Genomic DNA, 15,013 nt, shown 5'->3' on the forward strand with positions numbered 1-15,013 from the left:
TTAATATTCTTATGCCATCCCTTACTTTAGCAGAAAAAGCCTCGTTAGTGCTTCCAGAGGACTATTTAGTACTTAAAACATTTGTAGAATTAAAAGATAAATATGAATATTTGACTGAAGAGGAATTAAAAGATAGACTAGACTTTACTGATGCCGAATTAAGAATTTCTTTAGAAAAGTTAAGGAATTTAAGAGCAGTCTCATGGGACATAATAGCTGGTAAAAGAGCGTATAAAATAACGTTTACAGGATTGGATATTCTAGCAATAAAAATGCTTTATGTGAACAAGATTCTAAATAGACTAGGTTTAATAATAGGAGAAGGAAAAGAGAGCAATGTGTATTATGGATATGATTTCGATAATAACACTATAATAGTAAAATTTCATAGAGTAGGAAATTCGAGTTATAAAAACGCTAGGAAACTTAGAGGTTATAGAGAAAAAAGAAGTTGGGTTTCAATAACGCTCGATAATGCAAAGAATGAATATATCGCATTAAAATGTCTATCAGAAAATTTAGCTAAAGTGCCAAAACCTTTAGGTTACGCTTATAATGCAGTAGCTATGGAATACATAGAAGGGCCCAGCTTACTTAAGGCAGAGCTAAATAACCCTAAGGAGGTATTAGATTCAATAATAGGATCCCTTAGGATTGCGTATTTGTATTGTAATAAAATGGTACATGGAGATTTAAGTCCTTATAATATAATTATAGGAGATAACGAGAGTCCTTATATAATTGACTGGCCCCAATGGAAGCAGGATGATGATAATTTGCTAAATAGAGATATTAATAATATAATTTCATTTTTTAGTAAAAAATACAATATAACTGAAGATTTGAACTATGTAATGGACTTTATCAAGGGGAAAGCATGAGGATAATGGGAATAGATATAAATCCAGGCAGTAGCCCTGCTAATCTATTAGACGCAAAATACTCAGTAGTAATATTGGATGAGAATGGGAATATAGTTCAAAAATATGATGAAATAGGCATATCTAAGATAATCAGATTAGCTTGGGAATACGAAGTTTCTATCGTAGCAACGGATAATATATACGAACTTGGAGAAAATGATAAGCAAGTAATTAAAATAATTAGCCTATTTCCAGATAACGTAGAACTAGTCCAAGTAACTTACAATGATGGAAGATTTATGGATATAAGGGAAGTAGCTAAAAACATGGGTATAGAAATTCAAGGAAAACCTAATCCTAGCAAGACAGCATACCTAGCAGCTTATTTGGCACTGAAAGGCGCAGGGACTAAAATTAAGCTCACAGAAAATAAAACTAAGATAATAATTTCCCGAGGTAGGCACTTAGGACCAGGAGGTATGAGCTCTAATAGGTATAAGAGACATATTAGGGGATTAATATTAAGGGTTTTTAAAGAGGTAAAAGAGACTCTAGATAGGAATAACATAGACTATGACGTAATATTGAGGAAATCAAAGAGTGGTTTAGAAAATGCAACATTCATAGTCTACGCACCAAGAGAAAGGCTTTATGGACTAGTTAAAAAGATGAGTGGACATGACGTTAACTTAGAGATTAGGCCAGTGTATAAAACTAAGATAGATTTTGAAACTAACAAAAAGATAGAGAAAAAGCCTATAATAGTAGGAATAGATCCGGGAATATTTGTAGGAATTTCTGCAATAGATATTCATGGTAATCCTGTAATTTTAGAATCTAAAAAGGGAATTGATAGAGAAGAAATAATAAATATATTATCAGAAAAAGGCTCCGCAATAATAATAGCTACTGACGTAAACCCTGTACCAGATGCAGTAAAAAAGATAGCAGGAATATTAAAAGCAAAATTATATGTACCGGATAAGTCCTTAAGCGTAGATGAAAAACAAAAATTGCTTCAAGAATATTCTGAAAAATACAACTTAAACATTACAGATCCGCACATCAGAGACTCATTAGCTGCCGCACTAAAAGCGTATAAAGAATTAGAAAACAAATTGTCTCAAGCGTTTTCTACTATAAGAAAACTCGACCTAGATATAGATGAGTACGCAGTATATAGGTGTATCATTGAAGGAAAGACGGCGGCAGAATGTATAGAGAAACAGATTGAGAATGAGATAGCAGAGGACGAGAATAGGGAAATCATAAAAGTAGAAAAAACTGAGACTAAAGAAAAACAGCCGGAGAATAAAACATTTACAGAGAATTCTGAATTAAAGCATGAAATATTTAGATTAAGAAGGACTATTACAAGGTTATTAAATGAAAAATATGAGTTAGAGAAGAAATTATATGAGATAAAAACTCAGTTTAACGCAGAGGTTGAGAGAGATAGAAGGTTGTATAGACTAAAAACGGAATTAGAGGAAAGAAACAAATCAATATTAAAATTGCAAGAAATAATAAAGGACTACTCGGATAAAATAAATAAGCTTGAAGGAATTATTAATGACCTAGTAGAGGGAAGAGTAAATATTATAAAATCTAACTCGCTTATCGAAATCTCAGATTATAAAGTCAAAATTTTGGGAGAAGAAGTCAATCCTTCAATATTTAATTATGTAGGAAAAGATTTCATAATCTGTAAATCAAATATATTAGATGATATACGCAAATTAAGTAAAGAGAAAGAAATCCAGAAAGAAATAGATATTAATGATATAAAGAACATAATTGAAGAGTATAGGAGACAGAAATTAAAACATGGAAACTTTGCCATTTAATATTAGTTCTGTGATTTTACTAAACGATTCTAAATATTCGTCCACAATTCCATTAATTTCGTTCTTTAGATCATCAGATATTTTACCGTTTTCTGTGCTAACTTCTACATTAACTACCAAAGGATCATTTATTGGCCTACCTATTTGACCTAGAACTTCAACTTGAACATTTCTAATTTTAGTCTCCTCTATAATCTTCTTAGAAATCAACATCGCCATTACGTTATATATCTTGCCAACGTGATTTACTGGATTTTTACCGGCTGTTGCTTCTAATGACATTGGTCTCATAGGTGTTATAAGACCAACTCCTCTATTACCTCTACCAGTCATTCCGTCGTCTCCATGTTCAGCCGAAGTTCCAGTGACTGTCAAATACAAAATTCCTTGATCAACCCTATCTCCAGTGTTTATGTAAACATTAACTTTATAATCTGGCGCTAATCTGCTTGCCAAATCTAAGATCTTCTGTTTCGCTTCCTCCTTAACTGCTAAATAATGATTGGTATCGTCTATCAACTGGCTTATAGTTGACATTGCTACTGTAAGATCTATTTCTTTACCTTTTCTTAATCCCATGACTTTTATATCCTCGCCGATCTCTGGAAGTTCAGATTTTACTTCTTTAGAATTTAACATTCTTTCTGTTTGATATACTAATTCCTCTAATGTAGAGAAAGGAGCAAATCCAACCCCAAAGCTGGTATCATTAGATAAAGGAACTGTCTTGCCTTTATTAAATATTCCAACTAGGTCAGCGGACCCTTTGCCAACTTTATAATCGACAATGACGTGCTTTTCTGGATCTAAATATCTAAAATTATTCTTTATCCAGTTTTTAACACTTTCAACTATTATAGTACCCACGGGAACGTTCTGAATGCCGTCTTCAGTCCTAACCTCAGTAGTTGCCCTGCCTGCAACTATAATGTAGATTGGTTGTATGACTTCTCCTCCTTTAAATTCTGGCTGAGCTTGACCGCCTACTACGAGAGTTTTATCTAAATTATGATGAAGTATTGTACCAAATTTCTTTAGATAATATAAGGATAATTTTCTGCTAGCTTCTTCTGAAGCAGAATCAGCAATATAATCCGGATGTCCTGTACCTTTTCTTTCTACCAATTCTACTGGTAAACTGTTAATATCTTGAATCCTTGCAGGTTCAACTACTATGTTTTTCATTATACTTTCACTTTCGTTTGATGTTTTAAAATTATTTTTCTTTATTCATTATCGTTTCATAATCAATACTTATAAAGAGAACATTACTGCCTCTTATTAGAACTCTGCCGTATTTTGCTACTGGCTCTGCAGTACCTTCTCTAAGTTCAGTACAGTCTCTAAGTACTAAATTCATTGTACCATCAGTTTGCTCTAATTTACCAATATACTCTGAACCATCTTTAAGTTTAACTAATACAATTTTATTTACAGCTGATTTAATGTTCTTTAATGGATTCTCAACTTTAGCTTGCAATATAAATCTCCTCTTCCTAATCAATTATCTAACTAATATAAAAGAATGACTTAGCGTTTTTACGGCAAAAGACTTTTGAATAAAGTATTTGCCAGCTTTTTATTCATGGAACTTGTAGTAACAGATCCAGAGGATATACTAAGAGTTTCAACTGCATTTTCTTCAATGACCAGAATAAATATACTAAAATTGGTGGCAGAAAAACCAAAGAGTATAACAGAATTAAGCAATGAACTGATGATGTCAAAAGGAAATATAAGCTCTCAAGTCGCAGAATTACAAAATGCAGGATTAATAGAAATTTCGTATGAGAATGGTGAAAAGGGAATTAAAAAAATGATAAAATCAAAATATGATAAGATTATTATAGTACTTTCAGAGTCCAGCAGCGGCCTTCAAGAATCCAACAAATAAAGGTGAAGGTCTTAAAGGTCTGCTCTTAAACTCTGGATGAGCTTGAGTGGCTACAAAGAACTTATGATCCTTTAATTCTATCATCTCAACTAAACCGCTCTCACTAACTCCAGAGATTATCATACCAGCAGACTGTAGTTTATCTACATATTCTGGATTAACCTCATACCTATGCCTATGTCTTTCATAAACTTCTGATTTTCCATAAAGGCTATAGGCTATTGTACCTTCTTTAAGAATAATCTTCTGTGCACCTAATCTCATGGTTCCTCCTACTTGCGTAACTCTTTTTTGCTCATCTAGTAAAGTGACAACAGGGTAAGGAGTATTAGGGTCAACTTCAGTAGTATGAGCACCTTTAAGACCTAAAACGTTTCTGGCGAACTCAACTACAGCTAGCTGTAAGCCGTAACAAATACCTAGATATGGAACATTGTTTTCTCTAGCATATTTTATTGCTTTTAATTTACCTTCTACACCTCTAGCTCCGAAGCCGGGTAAAACTACTATTCCATCCAATCCTTTCAATTTTTCCTCTACAGCATTATCTTTCTCTAGGTCAGTAGATTCTATCCAAACAATTTGAGGCTTAAGGTGTAACATTGCAGCAGCATGATATATTGCTTCTTTTATACTCAAGTAACTGTCCTTTAGTTTTGTATACTTTCCTACTAAACCTATTCTAACTACTTTGTTACCGTTCTTTATGGCATTTACAAAATTTACCCAATCATCAAGCTTAGGCGGAGTATCCTTTAAGTCAAGCTTTGATAAAAGCTTTGAAGGAAGTGATTGTTTTTCTAAAATTAGAGGAACTTCATAGGCAGTTGAGACGTCATAATTCGAGAAAATGTACTCGGGTTTTACATTAGTGAACAATGCGATTTTCTTCTTAGTTTCCTCATCTATTGGTACTATAGATCTCGCTATTATAATATCGGGCTGAATTCCTATTCTTCTTAACTCTTGAACACTATGTTGCAGAGGCTTAGTTTTTAATTCTCCAGTTACATTAAGATATTCTACTAATGCAACGTGAATAAAGACTATATCATGCTCTTCCTCCTCTAACTTCATTTGCCTAACCGCTTCAAGGAATGGTAAGCTTTCTATATCTCCTACTGTACCCCCTATTTCTACTATTACTATGTCTGCCTTATCCAATTCCGCTACTTTCCTAATCATTGATTTTATTTCATCAGTAACATGCGGTATAATTTGGACAGTTTGCCCTAGATATTTTCCTTCTCTTTCCTTCTTTATTACCTCAAAATAAACTTTCCCTGCAGTAATGTTATTATGCTTACTCATGTTTATATCGAGAAATCTTTCATAATGCCCTAAATCTAAGTCGGTCTCTGCGCCATCATCTGTGACAAAAACTTCTCCGTGCATATAAGGATTCATAGTGCCTGCGTCAACATTGATGTAAGGATCTACTTTTACTACAGAGATTTTGTATCCCCTAGCTTTCAAAAGAAGTCCTATGGATGCGGCAACAGTACCTTTTCCTACACTAGATAATACACCACCAGTTACTATTACGAACTTTGTCAATACATAATCACAGTAACAAGTACTCCGCTTTTGAGCTTAAAAACTCTTTTATAGATTAATTTAATTATTACCTCGTCCGCTTATGTCATATGAAAGACGAAGTCCTTGAAAGAATTTCGAGTAAAAAGAACTTACAAGTAGCGTTAGATTTCATATCTCTTGACGACGCAATGAAAGTGGCAAAAATGGCAATAGAAGGAGGAGTAGACATAGTAGAAGTTGGAACTCCGCTAGTTAAGGCAGAAGGAATTAGAGGAATAAAACAATTAAGAGAATTAGCTAAAGACAAAATTCTCTTAGCAGATACAAAAACAGCTGACGCTGGAGACGTAGAAGTTGAAATTGCTAAATTGGGCAATGCAGATATAATGACTGTTCTGGGAATAATGAGTGATTCTACAATAAAATCTGCAGTAGATAAGGCAAAAGAACTAGGAATAGTAGTTCAAGCTGATTTAATTAATGTTAATGACCCGGTAAAGAGAGCAAAAAGATTAAAGGAATTAGGAGTTGACATAATAGGTTTGCACGTGGGATTAGACGTTCAAAAAGAACGCGGAATTACAGTAACGTCTTTAAAGAATGAAATTAAGCAAATCTCAGAGTTCTCACTGGTATCAGTTGCCGGAGGATTGAACGAGAAGAACATTGTAGATCTCCTAGATTTGCCTATAAATATCTATGTGGTAGGAGGGGCAATAACTAGGAGTAGTGACCCATTACTTGTTACGAAACGTTTAATTAATATAATAGGAGGACATAAATAAGATAGGGGATTAAGTTTGTCACAGCCTGGGCAGACAAAAACTAAGGAATTAAAAACAATTACTAAGCAAGTAATTACTCCATCTGTTTTAAAAGAAGATAAGAAAAAAGTACAATTGATGTATATAATAAAAATATTTGGAGGAATATCTGAAAGGGCTTTAATAACTTTACTATACGAGGCCTCGCAAAAAGGTTTAGATTTAGGCTATAAATTCAATATAATCGGAAATAATATATTCAGTCCAATGATAAAAGAAGACCTCACTTCATTACTCTATTTAGGGCTAATTGAAAGTGACCCAGTAAATAAGAAACTAAAATTATCAACTAACGGAGAAGAAGCTCTAGAAGAGAATCAAGCTGTAATTGATGATAATTTCAAAAATCAGTTAAATCAGATCTTATCAGAAATAAAGTCTAAGATAGTAGCTATTGATGAAGAATATACATTGAAATTAAGAAATGCCAATAGAGGTTATAGTAGAGGAAGAAGGTATTAGTATATAAATATAAAAATGAAAAATTTCGCTTATTTTTAATTAAACTATATTTTAATAAAAATTACATTGTTGTGAAAGTTATTCTCCTATTATTCTGATTCTGCTGTTCATCAAACAATGGCCTAGACCAAATTAATGGATCTAGTTTACCTTCTTTTCCTAGTTTGCTTATTAAGTCGCGTGCTTCACTAGTGTGCCTAATATCTAACTCCAGAAGCTGTTCTAATATACTCCAGCTAGTTCTTTTTACATCTTCCAGCATTTCTTTAGGCATGTGTTTTATTATCATTGGATCTTGTAACCATTGATCAAATGCTTTTATAGTTCTCATCATGTGCTGGAAAGCTACTCTAGAAGCTAAGATTAAGTCTAACCTATCCATGTCTTTATCGTTTTCATTCTTTTCCATATCTTTTATAGTTGCGAGTAAGCTCTTCTGCATCTTTATCCATTCGTCTAAATTAGATAGAAATGAACTTTCCACGATTTACACCAAAAATACATTTGTAAACCGGATTAATAAGCTCATTTTAAACTCGATAGATTAAATGGAACGCCGTTCTCTATAATGTAAGATGGTATCTTATCTTTATTCTTTTCAAGGAATTTTAAATCTTCCTCTTTCTTTCTTAACTTATCCGGTAGCATCCTAGGTATTTCATCTATAATTGGATACCATCTTTTACATTCCGGACAGTAAAGTACTCCTTCCTCAATTTCATAAGTTATGCATTCGTCACAAGGCGGATTTTCGACGTTCTTAACTTCAGAATTCTTATATGCGCAATAAAGTTCGCACAAAGGCTTTTTCTCATCAGTAGTTCTCTCGACTTTTTTCTGCGAAATTACTATAAGCTGAAGAGGAAAATGCTTGCACATAGGACAAGCTAATATATCCATTAGCCTATATTTCATATCAAACTACCTACCAGCTTTACTAATTCATTTGCAAGATTTTCTGCTTTTTCCTTGTCTTTAGCCTCAACCATTACCCTTATTATAGGCTCAGTACCACTCTTTCTTACTAGGAACCAATAGTCTGGTGTAATTATCTTCACGCCATCTATAGTTATGATATTACCCTGAGAATATGTAGATTTTACTGCTTCGTATATTTTCTCAACGTCCGTGTTTTTATTTATGTAAACCTTAGTTTTTACTGTATAATACTTTGGTAATGTATCAAAAAGTTCTGCAGAAGAAATATTTTCAGAGGCAAGCATCTCAAGCATTAAAGCAAAAGACATTGCTCCATCTCTCACATACTGGTGAAGAGGGAAAATGAACCCACCGTTTTCCTCAAAGCCAGCAATTCCCTTCTCTTCCATTAATTTATGAGCAATATCAACACTACCAACTTTAGTCCAAACAACTTCTATATTATATTTCTTAAGGTAATCTTGAACCAGAACAGAACTGGAGACTGCGGTAAATATCCTCCTTGGAAAGTTATTTTCCTTTGTTGAAGCCCAATAAGATAATAATGCACCGCTTCTATCACCCCACTGCACTCTTCCCTGCGAATCTATAAATATTGCTCTATCCGCATCACCATCGTGAGCTACACCTAAATCAATTTTAAGCTCTTTAGCAATCTCTGCAGTATCCTTTAGGCTGTCAAAAGTGGGTTCTGGAGTTCTTGCAGGGAATAAAGGATCTAAGTTAGTATTTATACCATATATTTTACAACCTAACTCTCTGGCAACGATAGGTGAAGTTATAGAACCTACACTATTGGCACCATCTATTAATACTTTAAAGTTCTTCTTCCTTATTTTCTCTACGTCAACATGACTTAAAATACCTTTAACGTAATTATCTATAACTCTATCCTCTTTTTTTACGTCGTAAGTTAAAGCCCTCCAGTCCTCGGAATAAAATTTACCAGAGAAATAAATATCCTCAATCTCGTTCTCCTTATCCCTAGAAATCTCAACGCCATCCTTATCTATTACTTTTATTCCGTTATATTCCGCAGGATTATGACTAGCAGTAATAATTACACCAGCATCATAACCTAGTGTCTTTACAGCGTATTGTAATGCAGGAGTAGGGGCAAAACCTCCTTCATAAACCTTAACTCCAGTACTTAATAAACCGCTCTCTACAGCTCTAGTATACATGTCGCCTCCGGCTCTAGCATCTCTTCCTATCAGTATCGTTGATCCTTTGCCAAAAAAAGTTCCAATAGCTTGCCCTAACTTTTGAGCCAACTCTATCGTTAGCTCCTTATTTATAATACCTCTCACTCCGTCTGTGCCGAAAAGCTTACCCATAATATATAATTTGAAGATTTAATTTAAGATTTCAGCATTTCCAGCGATAATCACAATCTCATTCGACCCTCTTCTCATCACAAAAAGTGTGAGGTAGCGGCGCCTGGATTTGAACCAGGGACCTCAGGGTTATGAGCCCTGCGGCCTTACCAGGCTGGCCTACGCCGCTAAGTACATTTATACTTTGGTCGCTATAAAATTTTCTCGTTTATTCTTGGGGATAGTAAATAAGATTAATCAGTAGGAAGTTAGCTCGTTTGTAATTAACTTTTTGTATTGTATATAGTTATGAAATACTTTAGCCTATTAAGTACTCTAACTAGGATGATGCGTATTTTTATATCGAATTTCTAACATTTTCATACGAACCAATCTAACCAGAGCAACGCTACCGATAAGGATGATAAAACACCCGATGTAACTCCTCAGAAGTCTCAAGACTTTTCGTCTTCTAATCCATATAGTTTACAAAATTTAGAAGCCTATGCTGACTGGCTAGGTATTGGCGATAACTTTAGAAAAGCGTTTGCAAGAGTGCTCAAAGTTTCTGCCGTAGCTGAAGTTTTAGTCAATGTCTATAAAATGGAAGAAGACGTTGCTAATCGAATAGTTAATTCTCTAAGCTAGTTTGGTGAGCTCTTTGAGAAGAACTACATTATTGCCAAGAAGATATATGAAGAGATCAACTCTAGTGATCATGACTTTTCTTCTTACACCGATGAAGAAAGGAGGGAACTGCACGACGCCTATATGTGCGCAAGGTTTGGATTATGCTAATAGCTTAGACCGTATTTTTAAAGTGGCACGAAGATTGTTTCTCTAAATGACGTCAAATAGTTTTTTAAGCTAATGAGTCTCATTCATTTTTGCGTGACGAAATAAGGAGGAGGATGAGCGTATGTCCAAGCCATCTTATGTAAAATTTGAAGTTCCACAAGATTTGGTAGACAAAGCTCTAGAAGTTCTTAAGAAAGCTAAAGAATCTGGAAAGATAAAGAAAGGAACTAACGAGACTACAAAAGCAGTAGAAAGAGGACAAGCAAAATTAGTATACATTGCAGAAGATGTACAACCAGAAGAGATAGTAGCTCACTTGCCTGGATTATGTGAAGAAAAGAAAGTTCCTTATATATACGTACCATCAAAGAAAGCATTAGGCGAAGCATGCGGACTACAAGTTGCAGCAGCGTCTGCGGCTATTATAGATCCAGGAGAAGCTAAGGACGCGTTAGACGAAGTATTAAAGAAACTACAAGAGATATCTGGTAAATCTTAATAATACTATTAGTTTTTATTTTTAGATATTCATAGATTTTATTTATGAGATTTTCTTTTTCCAATTGTATCTGAAATTTGCACTATATGCGTGATTATGCTTAATGGTTAAGTAGTTCAAGTTATCCTTTGACAAGAGTAAGCAAAAACGTTATAAGAAATAAGTTAATAGAATAAATTGCCGCAGTAGCTCAGCTGGAAGAGCGCCCGGCTGTTAACCGGGCGGTCGCTGGTTCGAGTCCAGCCTGCGGCGCTGGCTGGGGGTACATTCTTGCTAACGCCCCCAGGCTCTTCATTTTCTAAGTTCGAAAAAGTTATCGCTAGTAATGATAGCCTAAGTAGTATAATTTGGTAATGTGCGAGTCTTAGTACATTTTATTGTAAAATTTTTCTAAAAACTTAGCAAGTTATTCCTTATATAAATGAAAGTTTGAGAAAAAGTCATTCATGTGCGTATATTACTGTTAATTCATTACTGCTCTCGTTCTTGGAGTCGACTCTAACGAAACCGTATCTAATGAACTGCACTATTTCATTTGGATTAAGATTAATTGCATATCTTTCAGCTTTTCCTTTAATTATCTTTAAGTCTTGATTTGGATCAGCCTTTATCACATTTACGTTAACTTCCTCTCCTTTCTTGACCCATTGGACTATCTTTGCATTAATTTTCTTTGCATCTTCTACTGGCTTACTTACGTAGACTAGTTTGTTTCCTTCAACTTTAACATTACATAGGTCAACAAGTCTAATTATACTTTGGTTTTCCGCGTCGGCCTTTTCTACAAGTATTTTATCTCCAGGTTTTACCGTAATTTCCCTAAATTCCTTCATAGTTGGACTTAGAGGTATTTTGGCAGTCATTTCTTCTGGAATTTCAAGCGTAAACTCAGAGTAGTTTTCTACATACATTATCCTTTTTGCAATAGGATCGAGTTTTTTCCTATTCAGTGCAGCTATATTCTCAAAGCTAATTGTTGCATCAGACGGTTTTACTCCAACTTCTATGATTATTTCTCTAATAGTTTCTGGCAAAATTCCTCTTCTTCTTAGTCCCGCAATAGTAGGCAATCTAGGGTCGTCTTTTGTAGTCCCTTTTTCCATCATTCCTTTTATTTTCGATTTACTCATCATGAACCCTTCTAATTTAAGCCTTCCAAATTCCATAACTTCGGGAATTTCCCAGCCCATATAGTTGAATACCCATTTTTGTTTCTCCGCGTTGCTCATATGCTCCTTAGCTCTTAAAATGTGAGTTATTTTATAATCGTGATCGTCTACTGCTGACGCAAAATTATACGTTGGCCATACCCAATATTTATCGCCAACAAGAGGATGAGGGTTTTTCTCGGTATCGACTATCCTAGCCATTACCCAATCTATTTTTGAAGGATCTGGATCGTTAAGGTCAGTCTTTATTCTAAGAACTGCTTCTCCTTCTTTAAATTTTCTTTCTAACATTTTTTCCCATAATTCAAGATTATATTCTACTGGTTTTGATCTATTGAAGCAGGGTAAGGAGAAGTTTCTAGTTTCTTTCATTTTCTTAAATTCTTCTTCGCTACAAGTATCTACGTAAGCGTAACCTTTTTTGATCATTTCTTTAGCAACTTCATAGTATCTTTCAAGTCTTGACGAGGCCGTAAATTCTTCTTGCCAAGTTATTCCCAGCCACTTTAAATCCTCTCTTATCCAATCATAAGCTTCTCTCAGCGGTTTCTTTACTTTTGGGTCAGTATCGTCAAATCTTAAAATGAATTTACCTTTATACATTTTGGCATATTCGTAAGAGAGAATCGCAGCTCTGGTATTGCCTAAGTGTATTGGCCCATCTGGATTTGGAGCGAACCTAGTTATTACTTCACCTTTAACGTTAGGCAATGGTGGCAAAGTTTTCTTTTCTTCTTCACTTTTCTTCTTTGTTAGCATTTCTGGGAACTTTGCCTCTAGTTCTTTTTTCTGGTCTTCTAAGCTCATGGAATTTACTTTTTCTACTATTTCTTGTACTCTCTTTGCTATTTCCTTAGCTTTTGGTTTTAACTCTGGTTTTTCTCCTAGCACTTTACTCATTACCGGGCCTACCGCTGCTTTACCATCGTGTTTGACGGCATTATCTAATGCGTACTTGTAAATTATCTCATCTATCTCGTCCATCTAATTTTCCCTCCAATATCATTGTAACTAGTTCTTTAACTCCTTCCCCACTCTTAAGATTTAATATAATGTCTGCCTCTTTTTTTAACTCTTCCTCAGCATTGCCAACCGCAACTTTTATTCCTACTTCTTTGAACATATCTAAGTCAGTTAATGAATCTCCTATCCCTATAACCTCTTCTTTTTTAACGCCGTGAAGTTCTATAAGTTTTCTAACTCCAACCGTTTTGCCAGCTGGTTTAAAAGCTATGTGTAACGCATATCCCGAGGAGTTAATATATAACCCCTTTTCTTCTGCCCACTTAATCATATCTTCTGTAATATCTGGGGGAGTAAAACCGAAGTCGCATTCCCTATAGTCGTTTTGCCAACTATCCTTTAGTTTGAATTTTTCTCTAAATTCTTCTAATATTTGTCTATCCATAGGTTTACATACTCTAATCTTTTGTTTATAAAAGACTATGCAACCATTTTCTGCAACGACTCCACCTGTGAAGCCTAAATAATTATGCAATCCTCTTAATACTGGGTAAGAATTACCGCTAACTAATGCAACTTTTATTCCCCTTTCTTCCAATAATCTAAGGTATTTTATTGCATCTAGACTAACCTTGTATATTCCTCTATCTTCAGTAAGTGTACCGTCAAGATCTGTTAGTAGTAGTTTAATCAACTCAATACTTCCCTCGCTTTCTTAGCGTATTCATAATCCACGTAAACTCTTCTAATTAGTATGAAGTCGGGAATTTCGTGCAAAAGCGTTGTAGAATAGTCCTTTAATTTCTTCTCTCTGCCCTTTGAAAGGATCTTAATCTTATTTTTGTCAATTATTGAAATTTTTTCTTCAAACGGATATATTGAATCAGAAGGAATACCGACTTTCTCCAATTGGTTTCTTATATCTTCTAAATAACCTTTTTCCTCCTTGTATGATACTTCGTCATAAACAACTTTAGGTCCTTTTCTATCCATAAAGTTCTTAATTTTTTGAATTATTGATAATGGAATATCTTCAGTTAAACAATTATAAAGAGACGATATTACCCATTCGTCGTCCCAATATGGGAAAAGGCCTTCTTTTACCATTTCCTTAATATTTAACGAATCTTTAAGGTCTTTATTGCAATAGTTTATCATATGCTCATACAATTTCCTTAAAAACAACTCGTAGCCTAATATTGTTTTATGGTAATATACTGCTTGATACATATGCAACCTTGAGATGTAAAAATTTTCTAGACTTATTATTCCCTTATCCTCTACTGTAATCCCTGATTGCGTGTAAAATATCGTATCTATTAATCTATCTAAGTCAAGTTTACCTAACTGAACTCCAGTGTGTCTTGAGTCTCTCATTAAATAATCTATCCTATCTACGTCAACTTCTCCATCTATAATTGATGATAATAATGAATTCCCGTGATATATGTCAAGAATTCTTGAAATTGAAAAACCGTATTTTTCTAGTATATCTTTTATCTCAGATTTTTCTAAAATATATTCCCTTAATTCCTTATTCCCGAAGCCTTGAGATAAATAATATCCTTCAATAGCATGACTAAATGGGAATTGGCCTATATCATGTAATAAGCTTGCCATCTTTAGATCTTGAAGTTCTTCAGCGTTTATCTCGCCAGAATTATAAAGTTTCTCTCCCACTTTTGACGCTAGGTAAAACGTTCCTAGTGAATGGCTAAACCTTGTATGAGTAGCTCCCGGATAAACTATGTAAGCTAGGCTGGTTTGTTTTATTCTTCTTAGTCTTTGGAATTCTGGAGAATCTACAATTTCAATTTCCGCGTCCCCAAGTGTTATATATCCATGAATTTCGTCGTATATCTTTTTCATACATTATATGAAAAGGGGAGAAATATAAAAC

General features: G+C 34.2%; 15 protein-coding genes and 2 tRNA genes. 7 read left to right on the plus strand and 10 right to left on the minus strand.

What is annotated here, in order from left to right:
• Nucleotides 1–11 precede the first annotated feature (11 nt).
• A complete protein-coding gene (locus D1867_RS05320; protein ID WP_155863091.1) occupies nucleotides 12–881 on the plus strand; it encodes an RIO1 family regulatory kinase/ATPase domain-containing protein in 870 nt (289 codons plus the stop codon).
• Complete coding sequence (locus D1867_RS05325) at nucleotides 878–2,710, plus strand: DUF460 domain-containing protein (protein ID WP_155863092.1); 1,833 nt, start codon at nucleotides 878–880, stop codon at nucleotides 2,708–2,710. The genes D1867_RS05320 and D1867_RS05325 overlap by 4 nt, the downstream gene beginning before the upstream one ends.
• Here the strand turns inward: D1867_RS05325 and D1867_RS05330 are convergent.
• Entirely contained in the window at nucleotides 2,684–3,898 is a 1,215-nt protein-coding gene (locus tag D1867_RS05330) for a methionine adenosyltransferase (RefSeq protein ID WP_338078103.1), read from the minus strand. The two genes, D1867_RS05325 and D1867_RS05330, sit on opposite strands and share 27 nt — an antisense overlap.
• 28 nt (nucleotides 3,899–3,926) lie before the next feature.
• A complete protein-coding gene (locus tag D1867_RS05335) occupies nucleotides 3,927–4,190 on the minus strand; it encodes a U6 snRNA-associated Sm-like protein LSm6 (protein WP_013775406.1) in 264 nt (87 codons plus the stop codon).
• A gap of 105 nt (nucleotides 4,191–4,295) precedes the next feature.
• Here D1867_RS05335 and D1867_RS05340 point away from each other — a divergent pair, with 105 nt between their 5' ends.
• On the plus strand, nucleotides 4,296–4,604 hold the full coding sequence (locus D1867_RS05340) for an ArsR/SmtB family transcription factor (protein ID WP_155863094.1): 309 nt from the start codon (nucleotides 4,296–4,298) through the stop codon (nucleotides 4,602–4,604).
• On the opposite strand, the gene D1867_RS05345 is transcribed toward D1867_RS05340, so the two are convergent.
• On the minus strand, nucleotides 4,566–6,161 hold the full coding sequence (locus D1867_RS05345; protein WP_155863095.1) for a CTP synthase: 1,596 nt from the start codon (nucleotides 6,159–6,161) through the stop codon (nucleotides 4,566–4,568). The genes D1867_RS05340 and D1867_RS05345 overlap by 39 nt on opposite strands.
• A gap of 89 nt (nucleotides 6,162–6,250) precedes the next feature.
• Here D1867_RS05345 and D1867_RS05350 point away from each other — a divergent pair, with 89 nt between their 5' ends.
• Nucleotides 6,251–6,928 carry an orotidine 5'-phosphate decarboxylase / HUMPS family protein gene (locus D1867_RS05350; protein ID WP_155863096.1) on the plus strand — a complete coding sequence of 226 codons (678 nt, stop codon included), beginning with the start codon at nucleotides 6,251–6,253 and terminating at the stop codon, nucleotides 6,926–6,928.
• Between the two features lie 15 nt (nucleotides 6,929–6,943).
• Nucleotides 6,944–7,429 (plus strand): hypothetical protein, encoded by a 486-nt coding sequence (locus D1867_RS05355; protein WP_155863097.1) that lies wholly within the window; start codon nucleotides 6,944–6,946, stop codon nucleotides 7,427–7,429.
• Nucleotides 7,430–7,490: 61 nt separating this feature from the next.
• Here the strand turns inward: D1867_RS05355 and D1867_RS05360 are convergent, their stop codons facing one another.
• From D1867_RS05360 to D1867_RS05375, 4 genes are all read right to left on the minus strand, one after another.
• The gene (locus tag D1867_RS05360) at nucleotides 7,491–7,913 is read right to left on the minus strand and encodes a DUF2153 domain-containing protein (RefSeq protein WP_338077974.1); all 423 of its coding nucleotides are present in this window, start codon (nucleotides 7,911–7,913) and stop codon (nucleotides 7,491–7,493) included.
• 41 nt (nucleotides 7,914–7,954) lie between these two features.
• A complete protein-coding gene (locus D1867_RS05365; RefSeq protein WP_013775400.1) occupies nucleotides 7,955–8,344 on the minus strand; it encodes a Trm112 family protein in 390 nt (129 codons plus the stop codon).
• Nucleotides 8,341–9,705, minus strand: a complete 1,365-nt coding sequence (gene glmM, locus D1867_RS05370) for a phosphoglucosamine mutase (RefSeq protein WP_155863098.1) — start codon at nucleotides 9,703–9,705, stop codon at nucleotides 8,341–8,343. The genes D1867_RS05365 and glmM overlap by 4 nt, the downstream gene beginning before the upstream one ends.
• 94 nt (nucleotides 9,706–9,799) lie before the next feature.
• Nucleotides 9,800–9,874, minus strand: a tRNA-Met gene (locus tag D1867_RS05375).
• Between the two features lie 729 nt (nucleotides 9,875–10,603).
• On the opposite strand from D1867_RS05375, the gene rpl7ae reads away from it, so the two are divergent.
• Together rpl7ae and D1867_RS05385 are read left to right on the plus strand one after the other, a co-directional pair.
• The gene (rpl7ae, locus tag D1867_RS05380) at nucleotides 10,604–10,981 is read left to right on the plus strand and encodes a 50S ribosomal protein L7Ae (protein WP_013775398.1); all 378 of its coding nucleotides are present in this window, start codon (nucleotides 10,604–10,606) and stop codon (nucleotides 10,979–10,981) included.
• Between the two features lie 179 nt (nucleotides 10,982–11,160).
• Nucleotides 11,161–11,233, plus strand: a tRNA-Asn gene (locus D1867_RS05385).
• 188 nt (nucleotides 11,234–11,421) lie between these two features.
• On the opposite strand, the gene D1867_RS05390 is transcribed toward D1867_RS05385, so the two are convergent.
• The 3 genes from D1867_RS05390 to D1867_RS05400 are packed head-to-tail and all read right to left on the minus strand — an operon-like array spanning nucleotide 11,422 to nucleotide 14,982.
• Nucleotides 11,422–13,134, minus strand: coding sequence for a glutamate--tRNA ligase (locus tag D1867_RS05390; protein ID WP_155863099.1), 1,713 nt, complete (start codon nucleotides 13,132–13,134; stop codon nucleotides 11,422–11,424).
• Complete coding sequence (locus D1867_RS05395; RefSeq protein WP_155863100.1) at nucleotides 13,118–13,807, minus strand: phosphoglycolate phosphatase; 690 nt, start codon at nucleotides 13,805–13,807, stop codon at nucleotides 13,118–13,120. The genes D1867_RS05390 and D1867_RS05395 overlap by 17 nt, the downstream gene beginning before the upstream one ends.
• Nucleotides 13,804–14,982 (minus strand): HD domain-containing protein, encoded by a 1,179-nt coding sequence (locus D1867_RS05400; protein ID WP_155863101.1) that lies wholly within the window; start codon nucleotides 14,980–14,982, stop codon nucleotides 13,804–13,806. The genes D1867_RS05395 and D1867_RS05400 overlap by 4 nt, the downstream gene beginning before the upstream one ends.
• Between the last annotated feature and the right edge of the window lie 31 nt (nucleotides 14,983–15,013).

The sequence above is a fragment of the Acidianus infernus genome, assembly GCF_009729545.1.
GTDB classification, from domain to species: Archaea; Thermoproteota; Thermoprotei_A; order Sulfolobales; family Sulfolobaceae; genus Acidianus; species Acidianus infernus.